Genomic DNA, 16,970 nt, shown 5'->3' with positions numbered 1-16,970 from the left:
GTGGATAACCGCTCCGTTGGGCGCTACAATGGTCGGCCGTTTTCAACCGATGGTGAGATGAGTGTCACTCGCGCTTTGGCAACAGTGCCTGGACTACCTGCAGGACGAACTGAATTCACAGCAGTTCAATACCTGGATACGTCCGCTGCAGGCAGAAGAAGGAGAGACCAATGAGCTTCGCTTGTTGGCGCCGAATCGCTTTGTGCGCGACTGGGTGAGTGATAAGTATTCAAAGCGTATCAGTGAACTGATGCGCGAACTTGCGCCATCCAAGCCTCCCAAAGTCAGTTTGACAGTAGGCAGCCGCCGTGTCGCAGCACCTGCTCCGCAGCCGAGAGATTTAGGTAATCCGGTCTCAGCATCTCCTTCAAGGCAAGCATCGCCTGCGGTTCATACACTGCCAAGGGGAGACCTTGCTGATGAGCGAGAAATCGATAAGTTACGGGAAGAGTCATCGGGTCGGCGCGGTAATGAACGCCAGGTACAGGTTGAGGGCAGCCTTAAACATGGTAGCGGCCTTAATCCTAATTTTACTTTTGACACATTTGTTGAAGGTAAATCGAACCAACTTGCTCGTGCGGCTTCTCGTCAAGTTTCCGAAAACCCTGGCGGCGCGTATAACCCGCTGTTTTTATACGGGGGCGTTGGTTTAGGTAAAACACACTTGATGCATGCCGTAGGTAATGCTTTAGCTGGCCGCCGTGAAAATGCTCGTGTGGTTTATCTACACTCCGAGCGTTTTGTCGCTGATATGGTGAAAGCATTACAGTTAAATGCGATCAACGACTTCAAGCGTTTTTATCGCAGTGTTGATGCGCTATTAATTGATGATATTCAGTTTTTTGCTGGCAAAGAGCGTTCCCAGGAAGAGTTTTTCCATACTTTTAACGCACTGTTAGAGGGCGGGCAGCAGATGATCCTAACCTCTGACCGCTATCCAAAAGAGATTAGCGGCGTTGAAGAACGATTAAAGTCTCGCTTTGGCTGGGGGCTGACCGTTGCGATTGAGCCACCGGAGCTTGAAACCCGTGTAGCGATTTTGATGAAAAAAGCAGATCAAGCAAAAGTCGATCTCCCGCACGACGCTGCTTTTTTTATTGCGCAGAAAATTCGCTCGAACGTTCGCGAGCTTGAGGGGGCGCTGAAAAAAGTCATTGCAGACTCACATTTTATGGGTAAAACCATTACCCAGGACTTTATTCGCGAATCGCTTAAAGACCTATTAGCGTTACAAGATAAGCAGGTAGGCGTTGATAATATTCAGAGAACGGTCGCTGAATATTACAAAATTAAAGTCGCTGATTTGCTGTCTAAGCGTCGCTCACGTTCCGTTGCGCGGCCGCGGCAAGTTGCTATGGCGTTAGCGAAAGAGTTGACGAATCATAGTCTGCCGGAAATAGGCGATGCCTTTGGTGGCCGTGATCATACGACTGTGTTGCATGCTTGTCGTAAGGTAAAAGCGCTGCAAGAAGAGAATGCGGATATTCGTGAAGATTATAAGAACCTTCTTCGCCTGCTAACTAGTTAACCGTTATCGTTTGGGCCTGCACTGGCGGGCCTTTCAGGATAGAAACCGGAGTACCGATGAAATTTACTATTTCCCGAGAGGCACTGCTTCGCCCGCTGACTCTGGTGGCGGGCGTAGTCGAACGGCGCCAAACGCTGCCAGTACTTTCTAATGTACTGATCCAAGTAGAAGGGGATCATGTAGCATTAACCGGTACCGATTTAGAAGTAGAACTAATAGGCCGTACTGTGGCTAGCCAAGTAGATCAAGAAGGTGCTGCCACGGTGCCTGCGCGTAAGCTGATGGATATCTGTAAATCGCTGCCTGATCAGGCGGAGATCCAGCTAGCGGTAGAAGAGGGACGAGCTGTGCTGCGCAGTGGTCGTTCGCGTTTTACCCTATCGACGCTACCTGTTGCCGAATTTCCGAATATTGAAGATGCGGATGGTAGTCAAGAGCTTAGTGTGCCTCGTGGCACATTGAAGCACTTGATTGAGTCAACGTCTTTTGCAATGGCTCAGCAAGATGTACGGTATTATCTAAACGGTATGTTGCTTGAAATTCAAAGCAATTTATTACGCACCGTAGCAACTGATGGGCACCGCTTAGCTATGTGCTCACGTCCAATTGATGTTGCTGTAGATCAAGCACAAAAGCTAATTGTGCCGCGTAAAGGCATTTTAGAGCTTTCCCGCCTATTGGATGACAGTGATGAACCTGTCAGCCTCACCTTGGGTTCAACCCATGTACGGGCTCATACAGGTGACTTTACGTTTACCTCTAAGCTGATTGACGGCAAGTTCCCTGACTATGAGCGTGTTGTGCCTCGTAATGGCGATAAAGTACTGATTGCTGAACGTGCTGAATTGCGTCAGGTGCTTTCACGTACAGCTATTCTTTCTAATGAAAAATATCGCGGTGTACGCCTGTATCTTGAGGAAAACAATCTTAAGGTAATGGCTAATAACCCTGAGCAGGAAGAAGCCGAAGAGAACGTGTCCGTTGAGTACAACGGTGGCGCCATGGAAGTTGGCTTTAATGTTGGTTACTTAGTGGATGTACTGTCGGTCCTAGATGAAGATCGTGTACAGATTACCCTTGCAGACCCCAACAGCAGTGCATTGCTAGAGGAGCCTGGTGGCGGCGATGCGCTCTATGTTGTTATGCCGATGCGCTTATAATTACTTTCAATAACTAATAAGGGCGGCGCTTCTGATAGCAGAAGCGCCGTTTTCGCGTTTAATACGGATGACAAGTGATATGGTCTTATTGGATGGTAACTGCTAATGAGTGTGAAGCAGCTCAACTTTCAGGGCGTGCGTAATCTCGCGCCATTAGAAATGCGTCCTTCTTCACGTATTAATGTGATCTATGGCAATAATGGCAGCGGTAAAACCAGTCTGTTAGAAGGTATTCACATTTTAGGGATGGGACGCTCTTTCCGCACTCGCCAACTAAAGCATGCGATACAGAATGAAGTGCCCTATATGACGCTGTACGGACGTTTAACAGGCGATCCTGAGGTAACGCTAGGGGTAAGGAGAATGCGTGCTCAGCGCGAGCTGGAGCTGCGTCTTAGAGGAGAGAAAGGCGTTCGCTTAGCGGAGCTGGTTGAAGCGATGCCTCTTCAGGTAATAAATCCAGATGCCTTCCGCTTACTTGAAGGAGCTCCTGCGGGTCGAAGAGAGTTTCTCGATTGGGGGGTGTTTCACGTGAAACACTGCTTTCTTGACGCGTGGAAGCGAACGCGCAGAGCGGTGAAACATCGGAATGCGCTTCTTAGGCGTGGTAGAATAGAGCCAAGTGAAATAGCAGTATGGGAGCAAGAGTTAGCGATCTGGGGCGAGCGAATGGATATGCTCAGGCAGGCGTGGTTCAGTGAGTTCTTGCCAGTATTTGATAAAACCCTTAATGAGTTGATTTCTTTGCCAGGTTTAACGCTGCGTTATGCTCGAGGCTGGGATAAGCAGCGTGGACTTGCTGACGTGCTATATGATAGTCGCCAAGCGGATCAGCAGATGGGCTTTACACAGCAGGGCCCACAGCGTGCTGATTTACGAATTAGATTAAACAAACAGCCTGCAGTTGAGATCCTTTCCAGAGGCCAGCAAAAATTGGTGGTTAGTGCATTAAAGCTTGCCCAGGGGCGGCTTCTGGAAAGTACCACACAGCGGCACTGCATTTATTTAATCGATGATCTGCCAGCAGAGCTCGATAGCACGTACCGAGATAGATTTTGTAATTTACTTGAAAAGATGCAGTGTCAGGCATTTATTACTAGCGTCGAACCCTCCGCGCTTCGTGGTATATGGGAACCCTCAACAGAGGTTGGAATGTTTCACGTGAAACACGCCGATCAAGGGTTAAGCCAATTACTACCGGACGGGTAGACGACATGGAACGAGACAGACTTCACGACGGAGTGGTCAATGAGCGAGCAGGCTTACGATTCATCAAGCATTAAGGTGCTCAAAGGGCTAGACGCAGTGCGCAAGCGCCCAGGCATGTATATCGGCGATACCGACGATGGCACCGGGCTGCACCACATGGTTTTCGAGCTGGTGGATAACTCCATCGATGAAGCTCTGGCAGGTCACTGTAGTGAAATTCGTGTGGTTATCCACCCGGATGAATCAATAACGGTGAGTGATAATGGCCGTGGGGTTCCTACCGAGCTACATGAAGGCGAAGGCGTTTCGGCAGCAGAAGTTATTATGACAGTGCTGCACGCAGGCGGTAAGTTCGACGATAATTCATATAAAGTATCAGGCGGCTTACATGGTGTAGGCGTGTCGGTCGTTAACGCGCTTTCAGAAGAGCTGCGTTTGACCATCTGGCGTCAAGGTGAAGTGTTTGAGCAGGTCTATCACCATGGCGTGCCTCAGGCACCGTTAGGCGTAGTAGGTAAAACCGAAAAGAGTGGCACCCGTGTGCACTTTCGTCCTTCACCTAACACGTTTGCAAATATCGAGTTTCACTACGATATTCTCGCCAAACGCTTACGTGAACTCTCATTTTTAAACTCCGGCGTTGCTATTCGTTTAATGGACGAACGCAGTGGCAAAGAGGAGTTGTTCCACTATGAAGGCGGTTTGAAAGCATTTGTTGATCACTTGAATAAGAACAAAACCGTTCTAAATCCTGTGTTTCATTTTAATGCGGTGCGTGAAGATGGTGTCGAAGTGGAAGTCGCGATGCAGTGGAGCGATGCCTTCACGGAAAACATTTTCTGCTACACCAATAATATTCCCCAGCGGGATGGCGGTACTCACTTAGCTGGTTTCCGTGCAGCGCTAACACGTACGTTAAATCATTACATCGAAGCACAGGGGCTGTTAAAAAAATCTAAGGTCAACACGTCGGGCGACGATGCTCGTGAAGGCTTGACCGCAATTATTTCTGTTAAAGTTCCTGATCCGAAATTTTCGTCTCAAACCAAAGATAAATTAGTTTCCAGTGAAGTGAAGACTGCGGTTGAGCAGGAAATGGGTCGCCTATTTGCTGACTATTTGATTGAGAAGCCTAACGAAGCTAAATCGATCGTTAATAAAATGCTAGACGCTGCACGGGCACGAGAAGCTGCTCGTAAAGCGCGTGATATGACGCGTCGTAAAGGCGCGCTCGATATCGCTGGGTTACCGGGCAAACTTGCCGATTGCCAAGAGAAAGACCCAAGCCAATCTGAGCTTTATCTGGTAGAGGGCGACTCGGCTGGCGGTAGTGCTAAGCAGGGGCGTGATCGTCGCACCCAGGCAATTTTGCCGCTCAAAGGTAAAATACTCAACGTTGAGAAAGCGCGCTTCGATAAGATGCTGTCATCAGCAGAAGTTGGCACTCTGATTACAGCGTTAGGCTGCGGTATCGGTCGCGAAGAGTTTAATCCTGACAAGTTACGTTACCATTCTGTCATTATTATGACGGATGCCGATGTTGATGGTTCGCACATTCGCACATTGTTGTTAACGTTCTTTTTCCGTCAGATGCCTGAACTGATTGAGCGCGGACATATCTTTATTGCTCAACCTCCGCTTTATAAAATTAAGCGGGGCAAGCAAGAGCTCTACCTGAAAGATGAACAAGCAATGACTGACTATCTGACCACCACGGCGTTGGATGGAGCAGGGTTATATGTCAACGCGGATGCGCCAGGTATTACCGGTTCACAGCTAGAGGCACTGGTTACTCAATACCGAAATGTGATGAAACGAATTGATCGACTGGCTCGTGTTTATCCCATCGAGGTGCTCAGACAGGTTGTGCATGCAACAGCACTCCAGGGTGAAGTAAGTCTCAAAGACCGCATTACCATGGAAAACTGGATTGCTGAGTTGCAGAAAGCAATGGATGACATGGTGGCGTATGAAGGCGGTCCGCGTTACCAGTTCTATCTGCAGGAAGATAGCGAGCGTGGTTTGCACTTGCCAGCAGTGTCATTGATTGCCCACGGTGTTACTACTGAATATGTGTGGGGATTGGATTTCTTTGAAAGCACTGACTACCGGTCCATTACAGGCCTTGGCGAGACCTTAAACGGGTTGCTTGAAGAGGGTGCCTACATTGCCCGTGGGGAGCGTCAAAAACCGGTTTCACACTTCTCTGAAGTGCTAGCTTGGTTGATGCAAGAGGGCCAGCGTGGACTGTCCTTCCAGCGCTACAAAGGGCTAGGGGAAATGAACCCTGATCAGCTGTGGGAAACCACTATGGATCCTGACAGCCGTCGTATGCTGCGAGTGACCATCGAAGATGCGGTTGCTGCTGATATGATGTTCAACACGTTGATGGGTGATGAAGTGGAACCTCGTCGTGAATTTATTGAGACGAATGCGCTAGTCGCTAATCTTGATGTCTAATGTGTTTGCCCATAAACGTTTCACGTGAAACATGAACGTTGCTGGATAGGCATTTATAACGTCAGTAGATGAAAAACGAAACGCCGCTCCTATTAAAAAGGAGCGGCGTTTTTTCGTTGCTATCGAGAAAATAAGATAGGATAAATTGGAAGAAAAATAAATTGCTACTGTTTGCATAGCCAATCTGCAAACGCAGCTAGGTCTGAATAAACCAGCGTGTTCTCAAGTCCTTTATGATTTGCTAGCGTTTTCTCTCCTTTGCCTGTTCTGACCAACACTGGCTGGCACCCGACTGCTTCACCGGCTTGTAGATCTCGTAGGCTGTCGCCGACCATCCAACTGCCAATGATACTCTCCATTCCTAATCGCTGCTGAATTTGCAACAGCAATCCTGGTAATGGTTTTCGACAAGCGCACTGTTCATCGGGGCCGTGAGGGCAGTAAGCAATATGTGCAATATGCCCACCTTTCGCTTCAACTAGCGTTGTTAGACGCTCATGCATTAAGTGAAGCGTTGCCTCATCATAATAGCCTCGTGCAATACCCGACTGATTGGTAGCTATTGCCACGGTATACCCTGCCTGGGCCAGTTGGGCAATTGCATCGATTGCAGAAGGGTAGGGTATCCACTCCTCTAGTGATTTAATATAAGCATCGGAGTCGTGATTGATGACACCGTCACGATCGAGTATCACCAGTTGGTTAGCTGAGATCATAGAACTCCTTAATAGCACACCACGGTCATCTATAAGAGTAATAAGCGCTTAGCAATTGGGCGAGTGTTTCACGTGAAACAAGCAGCCAGCAGAACGCTGAGTTTAGTCTGGAGAAAAGCGACAATATAGTGGTAACAAGCCAAAAAAGCCCGGCTTGCGAGAAGCCGGGCTGCTGTGTCTACACCAGGATTAGCCGATTGTGATGCGCGTATTTACTGTGGCAGCTGTGAAATATCCGCCACTTCCAGAAAAAGCGCCTGCAGGCTGGCAAGTAGCGCTAAGCGATTATGGCGAACAGCGTTGTCGTCGGCCATGACCATAACCTGATCGAAGAAAGCATCGACAGGCTTGCGAAGCATCGCCAGCGCATCTAGCGCCTGCTGGTAGTCACCTGCTGCAAATAACGGAGCCACTTGTTGCTGGCTGGCTGTTACTGCATTGAATAGCGTCTTCTCAGCATCTTCTTGAAGCAGGCTCTGATCAACCTGGGTACTACCGTTATGTTCTTGCTTGCTCAGGATATTTGAAACACGCTTGTTGGCAGCGGCTAACGCAGCGGCTTCCTCACGTTGAGCAAAGGCTTTAACGGCACGTAAGCGGCGAGCAAAATCCAGTGGTTTAGTGACCGGGCGAGCGCGAACCGCTAAGTACATTTCTGCACTAATGCCTTCTTCCTGTCCCCAGGCGCGGAAGCGATCCAACATATACGTCAGCACGTCTTCCACTAAACCATCCGCCTTGGGTAGCCCCTGGTGCTGTTCTGCGGCCACGTCAAGTAGCTCGCGGAGATCCAGGTTTAGCTCACCTTTGATCAGGATGTTCAACACACCAATGGAGGCACGGCGAAGAGCGAAGGGGTCTTTCGCACCGGTTGGACGCTGGCCAATGCCGAAAATACCGATAAGCGTATCGAGCCGGTCAGCCAACGCTAGCGCTTGGCCGGTGAGACTCTGCGGAATGTCGTCGCTGGCAAAGCGGGGCAGGTACTGCTCCTCCAATGCCTGGGCAACGTCGGCAGGCTCGCCATCTTGCTCGGCATAATAGCGGCCCATAATGCCCTGGAGCTCTGGGAATTCGAGCACCATTTCGGTGACCAAGTCGCACTTGGCCAATGCCACCGCGCGTTGGGCATGCTCCACATCGCCCTTGATGCGCTCAGCGATAAAGGTAGCAATCGCCGTGCTGCGGCGGGCTTTATCTGCCAGCGTGCCTAACTGTTGCTGGAATACGACGCTTTCTAGCTGAGGAATACGCGAGGCAAGCGTTTGCTTGCGATCCGTGTCATAGAAGAAGGCAGCATCCGCTAAGCGTGGCCGAATAACCTTTTCGTTACCGGAAATGACCTGATCAGGATCCTGGCTTTCGATGTTTGAAATAGTGATAAACAGCGGTTTTAGATTGCCCTGATCATCCAGCAGGTGGAAATATTTTTGGTTGGCCTTCATAGAAGAGATCAAGCATTCGGCAGGCACTTCCAGAAAACGCTCATCGAAACTACCCGTCAACGCGACCGGCCATTCAACTAACCCGCTAACTTCAACTAGCAGGTCCTCATCAATCACGGCGTTGGCTTCTTGTACCTCGGCTTCGGCTAATACTTGCTCTCGGATACGCTCGCGACGGCGTTGGCGATCAGCCAGCACATAGGCATTTTCAAGTGCAGCTAGGTAGTCATCAGCGTGCTCAAGCTGTATAGCATCTGGTGCGTGGAAACGGTGGCCGTAGGTGGTGCGGCTGGCTTGAAGGCCAAGCGCCTCGGCGGCAATAACGTCGCTGCCATAAAGCGCAACCAGCCAGTGAACCGGGCGGGAGAACTCAACGCGAGAGGAGCCCCAGCGCATGTTTTTAGGTACCGGTAGCGACTGCAGCGTTTTGCGAACCATCTCTGGCAGTAGCGCCTGTACAGTCTCGCCTTGCTGCTGTTCGCGGAAACCAAGCCAAGTACCTTTATCGGTTTCCAGGTGAATCAGCTCATCAACGCTGACGCCGCAAGAGCGCGCGAAGCCTTCGGCTGCTTTGGTGGGCACGCCATCCTTGTATGCAGCGGCTAGGGCAGGGCCACGGCGCTCAACCTCACGATCAGGCTGTTTGTCTTCAAGGCCAATAACTTGTACCGCTAAACGGCGTGGGGTCGCGTAAGCAATGACGCTTTGGAACGGAATCTCGGCTTCTTGCAGGCCTTTTTCAATGCCGGCTGCAAAGGCGTCAGAAAGCGCATCCAGCGCTGTGGGGGGAAGCTCTTCTGCACCTAGTTCTAATAAAAGCGTATCAACAGCCATTATGCGTCTCCCTGATCGGCTAGTAGTTCGCGGCGCAGGGCCTCGGGGGCCATGGGGAAGCCTGCTGCTTTACGAGACTCAAAATAAGCGGTAGCAACGTCGCGTGCCATGGTGCGAACGCGCAGAATAAAACGCTGGCGTTCGGTCACTGAAATCGCATGGCGAGCATCCAACAGGTTAAACGTGTGAGACGCTTTGAGCACCTGCTCGTAGGCTGGCAGTGGCAGGCTGGCGGCTAGGAGTTTGCTGCACTCTTTTTCCTGATGGTCAAAGGAGGCGAACAGCTGATCAACATCCGCGTGCTCAAAGTTATAGGCTGACTGCTCACGTTCATTCTGAAGGTAGACGTCGCCGTAGCTGACCTTGCTGCCGTCAGGCGCGATGGCCCACACCAGGTCATAAACGCTATCGACGTTTTGCAGGTACATGGCGATACGCTCAAGCCCATAGGTGAGCTCACCTGTAACGGGGTAGCACTCAATGCCGCCTGCTTGCTGGAAGTAGGTGAACTGGGTGACTTCCATGCCGTTGAGCCACACCTCCCAACCAAGACCCCAGGCGCCCAGGGTGGGGGATTCCCAGTTATCTTCCACGAAGCGCACATCATGGATAAGCGGGTCGAGCCCTAGGCGTTTTAGTGAGCCTAGGTATAAATCTTGTAGATTGCTGGGCGACGGCTTCATTACCACCTGGAATTGGTAGTAGTGCTGCAAACGATTGGGGTTTTCCCCATAGCGGCCATCTGTCGGGCGGCGGGAAGGCTGCACATAGGCAGCATTCCAGTTTTCTGGGCCAATTGCCCGTAGGAAGGTGGCAGGGTGGAAGGTGCCCGCGCCGACTTCCATATCGAGAGGTTGGAGAATGACACAGCCTTGTTCTGCCCAGTACTGTTGCAGAGCAAGGATCAAGCCTTGAAAGGTCGACACATCAGGTGTCGATTGGTTTGTCGAGACACTCATCGCGGAAAGCACCGTTGGCCATGAATTCATAAGCCGTCAAGTATACAATCACATAGAGATGGGTTATAGGCACGTTAGCCAACAGAGCCGCTTTTGGTAAGGAGAACGCGATGATCGTGGTAACAGGCGGGGCCGGTTTTATCGGTGCCAATATTGTCAAAGCGCTGAACGCTCGCGGACGCGATGATGTAATGGTGGTCGACGATCTGCGTGATGGTACCAAGTTTATTAATTTGGCTGACTGCACGCTGGCCGATTACTTAGACAAAGATGACTTTTTAACGCGAGTAAAGGCTGCATTGCGAGGTGAATCGGTGGATCTACCAACCATCGATGCGATTTTCCACGAAGGTGCGTGCTCCGACACGACAGAGTGGGACGGGCACTACATGATGGAGAATAACTACGAGTACTCTAAGGTGTTGTTGAACTACTGTGAAAAGTTTGGCATCCCGTTTTTGTATGCATCGTCAGCGGCAACTTACGGTGGCAGTGAGGTGTTCAAAGAAGCGCCTGAGCATGAAAAACCGCTCAACGTATACGGCTACTCTAAACTGCTGTTTGATCAGCACGTACGTTCTCGCTGGGATGAGTTGACGACACAAGTAGTGGGTTTTCGTTATTTCAATGTTTATGGTCCCCGTGAACAGCATAAGGGCAAGATGGCGAGTGTGGCTTACCATAACCATTTGCAAATTTGTAATGGTGAAACCTTAAAGCTATTTGGCGCTTACGGCGGTTACGAAGCTGGTATGCAAAGTCGCGACTTTGTTTATGTTGGTGATGTGGTTGACGTCAATCTTTGGTTTTTAGACAACCCCCATGCCTCGGGTATTTTCAATTTGGGCACCGGACGTGCAGAGCCATTCAAAGCGATTGGCGAGACGGTGATTGAGTTTTATGGCCAAGGGCAAATTGACTACATCCCTTTCCCTGAAGAGCTTAAAGGACGCTATCAAAGCTACACTCGGGCAGATATTAGCAATCTGCGTGCCTCAGGGTGTGATGTCGAATTCAAGACCGTCGCCCAAGGTGTGAAAGCCTATTTGGAGTGGCTAAATGGCTAATTCTGCCAAGCGCATATTGGTGGTCGGCCCATCCTGGGTCGGCGATATGGTGATGGCGCAAAGCCTGTTCATCACCCTTAAAGCACGCTATCCAGGATCAACCCTAGGCGTAGTGGCGCCTGCTTGGTCAAAGCCTATCCTTGAGCGCATGCCTGAAGTCGATGAAGTGCTTTCATTGGCTGTAGGGCATGGCGAGTTTGGTCTTGCCAACCGCCGTGAGCTGGCGGTGCGTTTACGGGGGCGCTTTGATCGTGCCATTGTTCTTCCGCGCTCCTGGAAAGCAGCGCTAGTTCCTTTTATGGCACGTATTCCTGAGCGTATCGGCTTTTTGGGTGAACACCGTTACGGTTTGTTGAAGGAGAGGCGTAAGCTAGATAAACAAGTGTTGAACCAAACGGTGAAGCGGTTTGTTTCTTTGGGGCTACCTCTGGAAGAGGCAATGCGTGGTGAATTTGCGATCCCCACACCGCGATTAACGATTGATCGAGATAACCTAGTCAACTTACGTCTTACCCATGCGCTGTCGTCACGACCTGCGATTGGCATGATGCCTGGTGCTGAGTACGGACCTGCTAAGCAGTGGCCATTAGGTTATTTTCATGAGTTAGCAGCGCGGCTGATCAAAGACGGATTTGAAGTGCGTGTGTTTGGTGGGCCTAAAGACCATACTGCAGGTGAGAACATTGTAAAAGAACTGCCCCATGCGCATAACTTGTGCGGTAAAACCCAATTGGCGGATGCCGTTGATCTGTTAGCAGACTGTCGTCAAGTAGTTACCAACGACTCAGGCTTAATGCACGTGGCCGCCGCGGTGGGGGTGCGTATTCACGCTCTTTACGGTTCTTCATCACCTGCTTACACACCGCCCCTAACCGATAATGCCGTCATTCACTATTTAGCACTTTCCTGCTCACCTTGCTTTAAGCGTACCTGCCCGCTGGGGCATACCAACTGTTTGAATGAGCTAGAAGTAGAGCAAGTATACCGAGCGATGCGTGTCGATAGTCAGCGCGCTAACGGCGTTAATGTTAACGCATAATCTCGACTTCATCGGCCTGATCAGCAGGCGCTTCTATAACCTGTTGGTCGGCACTCTCATTATCTTGCGGTTTACGTCGTTGAGGAGTCAGTCCTTCCCAAAGACGGTGCTGTAACGCGGTCTCTTCTCTGAGCCGCTCGTTAAGCACCTCAAGCCCATGTGTTTCTACCAATGTTGGTTGATTGCTAAGTAATGACGCGCCAAGCCCTGCACGGTTGTTAGTAAGTGGTAGTCCCATGGCATCCAAAATAGTGGGGAATACGTCTAACATTGTCGCTCCCCGCCGCACTGTCAGTGGTGTGATGTCATCCCCTAGCATGATTAGCGTATTGTCTCGCTCAAGTGTTGTCAGTTGATCCCAAACTGACACGCGCATCGTGAGGTGATCGCTAAGGACGACAACTAAGGTGTTTTCGAGTAGACCTTCTTGTTCAAGGCGCTCAATAAGATCGCGCGCTTGGCTAGCCGAACATTTCACCGAATATAAGATATCCTGACCATCGAACTCACCCTGGCGGTCTAGGCACGTTTGGGAGGGGAAGCCGCCAGGAGCATGACCAGCAATGCTTAGATTAACCACTGCCCAGGGGCCGTCATCCTCTTCACTCAAACGACGAATCTCATCCACAGTAAAATCGTAAAGTGTATCGTCGTAGAGTCCCCAGCTATTAACGTACTCTGGGTCATCGAGTTCCGCCGATAGCTCCTCCTTTCCTTTTACTGTATTAAACTGATGGCCTCGGTAGAAAAGGCCTTTACCAGCAAACTGGGTGCTGGCCCCACCCAAATAGCTAAGACGATAGCCTTGAGCGGCTAACACATCGCCTAGGCAATCAACCCCGGGAACGACTTTAGATAGTGGATCGAACTGACTATCGTGTAACAGCCCTGCAGGCATCAGTGGCACACCACACTGGCTAGCAATCATACCCGCCATGGTCCAGCCAGTGTTTTCCATTTGCTGGATACCCTCAAAGACCAGCCCGCGTTCGCCTAGTGCGGTTAAATCAGCGTAAGCATCACCAAATAGCTCATTGCTATACGTGCGTTCAATACTTTCCAAGTACATGACCAATAGGTTAGGCGCATTGACTTGGTCTTCCGTGGGCGGTGGCACGTAACGTCGATCTAACCAAGCACCATCATCCGTTACAATAGCTGCGCTGCGCTGCCCTAAACCGTATAGCATCGGATTTGCGGCTAGCAAGAGAAGTGCAACAAAACGTTCAGCTAGTCGCCAACGCTGATCATGCCGAGTAATCCAGGTAACCGATGCCAGCACGGCGAGCACACTCGCCGTGTAAATAACCGCAGTGATCATTTTTCCAGCACCGCCATGCTCGGCCATGCCGGCTTGAAGGTGGAAAAACACGGCGCCTAAATCGACATTGCCAAAACTATCAGCTAAATAGATATAGACGCCTAGCAAGCTGAGTGGTATCAGCGACCAAGGCCACATCCGGCGATAGCGAGCGTTTAGCGGCGCGCCCCAGCGCAGCTTAAGACCAATGCTGATCCATAGAGCGGCTGTGAAAAATAGCGTCCACCAAGGCAGCCGAGTTAGGACGGTGATGGCATAGCCAAGACAGATACCGATAACGAGCAGTGGCAGCCATGGAGTAAGTTTGAGTGACCTTGGTGCTGGCATGCGTCTCCAGAAACGAGTGTTGATAGAGTAAAGAAATACGGGGCCTCTTGATCACAAGATCAGGTGGAGACTGCCCAGTAGTAGAGATATCTTTAGTGATATCAACACGTCGTGATAGAAAAATTTACAATGTATTATAGGCGGCTATTAACATTATTTTTGGCATATTTCCAAAAAACACCATTTGCATTAGCAACAGATATGGTAAGTCCACGCCAGCCATCTAGTATGCCGAGGCGAAAAAAATAAGTGCGTATAAATGCAAACAGAGCCTTGAGAAATATGAGTGAAAAAGGATGATGTTTGAGTTTTTTTGATGATGCACGAAGGTCTGAATAGCGATTTATCTTATCAAGGAACTGGGCGAGGTCGTTAATGGCAAGATGTTCAATTTTTCCATTAAGCCGAGAAACTTCTGTATTTTTTTCTAAGTTTACTGACTCATGAACAGCAGCATCATTAAAGTTGCATGTGTTACGATTAAACAGCCGAACTAACCAGTCATTTCCCCAGCCGGAGTGGCGAACGGGTTTACCCAGCATCCAGTTTTCACGCAATATTTTACCAGCCTGTTGAGGTGTGGCAGTGGCTACCCAGTCATTAATCGCAGCGTTGAGCTCTTTTGTCGGCGCTTCGTCAGCATCTATTGATAAGATCCAATCATATTTTGCTAACGATACGGCAGTACGTTTGGTAAGGCCAAAGCCTAAAAATGCACCATGGTGTAATGTTGTATTGGAGTAGGCTTGTACAATACTGCATGTTTCGTCTGTGGAGCCGTTGTCATATACCACGACATCGTCATAGCACGTCAAGGCGTCTAATGTTCGGCTAAGTGTCGCAGCCGCATTGCGAGTAATGATAACGACACTCACATCCATAGGCATTTATTTAAATCCTGCACTGGTGGTTGGTAGATACAGTACTATACCAGGGTGATGGCAACGATTTGTATGAGGAAAATTTGCATATTATTCACGTTAATCTTGCTAAAGGTTTCCGCGGTGGAGAACGCCAGACAGCGCTGTTAATTCAAGCCTTGCAACGTCATGTAGATCAGCAAACGTTGGTATGCAGGAAAGATTCTCCATTGCGTAATGAACTTCTATGCATTGAGAACTTAAGATTTGTGGATGCTAACCAGCAGATTGCTGGGCATAGGCAAGCCGGCCACGCATCGGTAGTGCATGCTCATGAAGCTAAAGCGGTGCACTGGGCGTGGTTGCATAAGCGTATATACGGTACGCCCTATGTGTTGACTCGCCGAGTAGATACACCGATTAAAGATAAATTGGTGAATCGACTGTTCTATAGTGATGCAGATTGCTGTGTGGCTATTTCATCGATTATTCGACAACAGTTATCATGCTGGAGTAAGCATGATGTGTTGACTATTCCTAGTGCGATGACGGGGTTTACAGCGGATCCCGAAGTAGCTGCTCACTTTCGCGCTAGCTATCCAGGTCGCTTTATTGTGGGCCATATTGGTGCATTAGTTGATCGTCATAAAGGACAGCGGATACTACTTGAGGCTGCAGCACGATTACAGCATAGCCATCCCGAAGTGCTGTTCGTTTTTTTTGGTCGAGGTGAGGATGAGGAAGCGCTTCACTCTGAAAGCAGTCACTTAAAAAATGTTGTATGGGCAGGCTTTAAGTCTAACATTGGCGATTTCATTCCAGCGCTGGATCTTTTTGTTTTCCCATCTCGCAACGAAGGACTAGGGTCAGTTCTTTTAGATGTTATGGATGCAAATGTACCTATTATTGCTAGTAATGTTGGTGGTATTCCTGATTTAATTAAGAATGGTGAAACAGGCATTTTAGTAACGCCAGGGAGTACTGAGGAAATCGAGAGCTGGATAGTGAAATTAGTAAAAAATAAATCTATGAGAGAGTCTTTTGTTGAAAATGCACGTCATCTTTTAGAGTTTTATAGTAAAGAAAAAATGGCTGAAAGTTATCTCGATGCCTATGAAGGAGCTGTTTTAAATGAACGATTTTTTAAAAGTTAAATGCATCGCTATTTTTTTACATAACAGGCCTTTTTTTGGTGCATATGTAGTTCATATTCCTTTTTTAGTCGCAGTTAAGGAAAGATATCCCAATGCTACATTGGTGGGTGTCTCTAAAAACTCAGGGGCAGATTTTCTAGTTGAAGCAGGTTTTATAAATGCACTTGAAGTAATTGATGGCTTTGGCACAGATAGCTTAAGTAGGAAATACAAGTTTGATATTGGCTTTAATCTGCGTCCTTCTAGTGTTGGGACTTCTCTGCAAATGTTAAAGCTGAGAATTCCTTATAGAATAGGGTTTAAAAAATTCGGAGCGCTTTATACGTATTCAGTACCTCTTGATGTAACTAACTACAGAGCTGACCTTTTTTTGTCACTTCTAGGAGTGACATCGACGTTGGATATCACTCCATATTTGAAAAATGATATTGAATCCGCTGGAGTATTAAAAAATAGAATTGTACTTGCTCCTGGTGCGGGGGGAGGCGAAAAAAAATGGCCACTTACTAATTATATTCAGCTAGCCAGAAAAATTTCAGAGTTAAGGTCAGAAGAAATTGCTTTTCTAACCGGGCCTAAAGAAGAAAAGGAAAAGGAGATTCTTGAAAAAGAAGGTTTTTTTGTTATTCATAGCCCTGATGTAAATGCTCTTTTTAGCTTGATAAATAGTTGTAAAATATTTATCAGTAATGATTGTGGCCCATCCCATGTTGCTCATATATTAGGGGCGAACCAAGTTGTTATTTTTAAGAAATATCTGTCTGAATGGTTTCTTGAAAGAGATAACAGCGATTACGTTGAATCACTAACAGATCTTTCATTAGTTACTCCTGACGAAATAATAAAGTGTATATCTAAAATTCTAAAATATGATGTTGCATTTTAAATTTA

13 protein-coding genes are annotated in these 16,970 nt (G+C 48.8%); 8 read left to right on the top strand and 5 right to left on the bottom strand.

Annotated elements, in window-relative coordinates:
* The first annotated feature begins 61 nt into the window (after positions 1-61).
* The 4 genes from dnaA to gyrB all read left to right on the top strand — a co-directional run bounded on the left by dnaA (position 62) and on the right by gyrB (position 6,357).
* A complete protein-coding gene (dnaA, locus tag M0220_RS07685) occupies positions 62-1,528 on the top strand; it encodes a chromosomal replication initiator protein DnaA (protein ID WP_030071658.1) in 1,467 nt (488 codons plus the stop codon).
* Positions 1,529-1,584: 56 nt separating this feature from the next.
* Positions 1,585-2,688 (top strand): DNA polymerase III subunit beta, encoded by a 1,104-nt coding sequence (gene dnaN / locus M0220_RS07680; protein WP_264019060.1) that lies wholly within the window; start codon positions 1,585-1,587, stop codon positions 2,686-2,688.
* Positions 2,689-2,793: 105 nt separating this feature from the next.
* Entirely contained in the window at positions 2,794-3,897 is a 1,104-nt protein-coding gene (gene recF, locus M0220_RS07675; RefSeq protein ID WP_264019059.1) for a DNA replication/repair protein RecF, read from the top strand.
* Between the two features lie 39 nt (positions 3,898-3,936).
* Complete coding sequence (gyrB, locus tag M0220_RS07670; protein ID WP_030071665.1) at positions 3,937-6,357, top strand: DNA topoisomerase (ATP-hydrolyzing) subunit B; 2,421 nt, start codon at positions 3,937-3,939, stop codon at positions 6,355-6,357.
* 164 nt (positions 6,358-6,521) lie between these two features.
* Here gyrB and gmhB read toward each other — a convergent pair whose 3' ends face one another.
* The 3 genes from gmhB to glyQ all read right to left on the bottom strand — a co-directional run bounded on the left by gmhB (position 6,522) and on the right by glyQ (position 10,311).
* On the bottom strand, positions 6,522-7,073 hold the full coding sequence (gene gmhB / locus M0220_RS07665; protein WP_030071667.1) for a D-glycero-beta-D-manno-heptose 1,7-bisphosphate 7-phosphatase: 552 nt from the start codon (positions 7,071-7,073) through the stop codon (positions 6,522-6,524).
* A 212-nt stretch (positions 7,074-7,285) separates the two neighbouring features.
* Positions 7,286-9,352, bottom strand: coding sequence for a glycine--tRNA ligase subunit beta (gene glyS / locus M0220_RS07660; protein ID WP_264019058.1), 2,067 nt, complete (start codon positions 9,350-9,352; stop codon positions 7,286-7,288).
* On the bottom strand, positions 9,352-10,311 hold the full coding sequence (gene glyQ, locus M0220_RS07655) for a glycine--tRNA ligase subunit alpha (RefSeq protein ID WP_030071671.1): 960 nt from the start codon (positions 10,309-10,311) through the stop codon (positions 9,352-9,354). The genes glyS and glyQ overlap by 1 nt, the downstream gene beginning before the upstream one ends.
* Before the next feature lie 110 nt (positions 10,312-10,421).
* On the opposite strand from glyQ, the gene rfaD reads away from it, so the two are divergent.
* Together rfaD and waaF are read left to right on the top strand one after the other, a co-directional pair.
* Positions 10,422-11,378, top strand: a complete 957-nt coding sequence (rfaD, locus tag M0220_RS07650; RefSeq protein ID WP_264019057.1) for an ADP-glyceromanno-heptose 6-epimerase — start codon at positions 10,422-10,424, stop codon at positions 11,376-11,378.
* Positions 11,371-12,417: a lipopolysaccharide heptosyltransferase II gene (gene waaF / locus M0220_RS07645; RefSeq protein ID WP_030071675.1), complete on the top strand. Its 1,047-nt coding sequence runs from the start codon at positions 11,371-11,373 to the stop codon at positions 12,415-12,417. Before rfaD ends, waaF begins: the two co-directional genes overlap by 8 nt.
* Here waaF and M0220_RS07640 read toward each other — a convergent pair.
* Both M0220_RS07640 and M0220_RS07635 read right to left on the bottom strand, forming a co-directional pair.
* Positions 12,407-14,065, bottom strand: coding sequence for a sulfatase-like hydrolase/transferase (locus M0220_RS07640; RefSeq protein ID WP_035536395.1), 1,659 nt, complete (start codon positions 14,063-14,065; stop codon positions 12,407-12,409). The two genes, waaF and M0220_RS07640, sit on opposite strands and share 11 nt — an antisense overlap.
* A gap of 134 nt (positions 14,066-14,199) precedes the next feature.
* The gene (locus M0220_RS07635; RefSeq protein WP_030071680.1) at positions 14,200-14,952 is read right to left on the bottom strand and encodes a glycosyltransferase family 2 protein; all 753 of its coding nucleotides are present in this window, start codon (positions 14,950-14,952) and stop codon (positions 14,200-14,202) included.
* Positions 14,953-15,029: 77 nt separating this feature from the next.
* Here M0220_RS07635 and M0220_RS07630 point away from each other — a divergent pair, with 77 nt between their 5' ends.
* Together M0220_RS07630 and M0220_RS07625 are read left to right on the top strand one after the other, a co-directional pair.
* A complete protein-coding gene (locus M0220_RS07630) occupies positions 15,030-16,079 on the top strand; it encodes a glycosyltransferase family 4 protein (protein WP_030071682.1) in 1,050 nt (349 codons plus the stop codon).
* Positions 16,057-16,965, top strand: coding sequence for a glycosyltransferase family 9 protein (locus M0220_RS07625; protein ID WP_264019056.1), 909 nt, complete (start codon positions 16,057-16,059; stop codon positions 16,963-16,965). Before M0220_RS07630 ends, M0220_RS07625 begins: the two co-directional genes overlap by 23 nt.
* Positions 16,966-16,970: the final 5 nt, after the last annotated feature.

This window comes from Halomonas qinghailakensis, from assembly GCF_025820815.1.
Lineage (GTDB): Bacteria > Pseudomonadota > Gammaproteobacteria > Pseudomonadales > Halomonadaceae > Vreelandella > Vreelandella qaidamensis.
The sequence above is the reverse complement of the archived record's forward strand: the minus strand, read 5'-3'. Positions and strand labels throughout refer to the sequence as shown.

Coding starts and splice junctions, on each gene's coding strand:
- dnaN (WP_264019060.1), top strand. CDS start 1,585: ATGAAATTTACTATTTCCCGAGAGGCACTGCTTCGCCCGCTGACTCTG.
- recF (WP_264019059.1), top strand. CDS start 2,794: ATGAGTGTGAAGCAGCTCAACTTTCAGGGCGTGCGTAATCTCGCGCCA.
- gyrB (WP_030071665.1), top strand. CDS start 3,937: ATGAGCGAGCAGGCTTACGATTCATCAAGCATTAAGGTGCTCAAAGGG.
- gmhB (WP_030071667.1), bottom strand. CDS start 7,073: ATGATCTCAGCTAACCAACTGGTGATACTCGATCGTGACGGTGTCATC.
- glyS (WP_264019058.1), bottom strand. CDS start 9,352: ATGGCTGTTGATACGCTTTTATTAGAACTAGGTGCAGAAGAGCTTCCC.
- glyQ (WP_030071671.1), bottom strand. CDS start 10,311: ATGAGTGTCTCGACAAACCAATCGACACCTGATGTGTCGACCTTTCAA.
- rfaD (WP_264019057.1), top strand. CDS start 10,422: ATGATCGTGGTAACAGGCGGGGCCGGTTTTATCGGTGCCAATATTGTC.
- waaF (WP_030071675.1), top strand. CDS start 11,371: ATGGCTAATTCTGCCAAGCGCATATTGGTGGTCGGCCCATCCTGGGTC.
- M0220_RS07640 (WP_035536395.1), bottom strand. CDS start 14,065: ATGCCAGCACCAAGGTCACTCAAACTTACTCCATGGCTGCCACTGCTC.
- M0220_RS07635 (WP_030071680.1), bottom strand. CDS start 14,952: ATGCCTATGGATGTGAGTGTCGTTATCATTACTCGCAATGCGGCTGCG.
- M0220_RS07625 (WP_264019056.1), top strand. CDS start 16,057: ATGAACGATTTTTTAAAAGTTAAATGCATCGCTATTTTTTTACATAAC.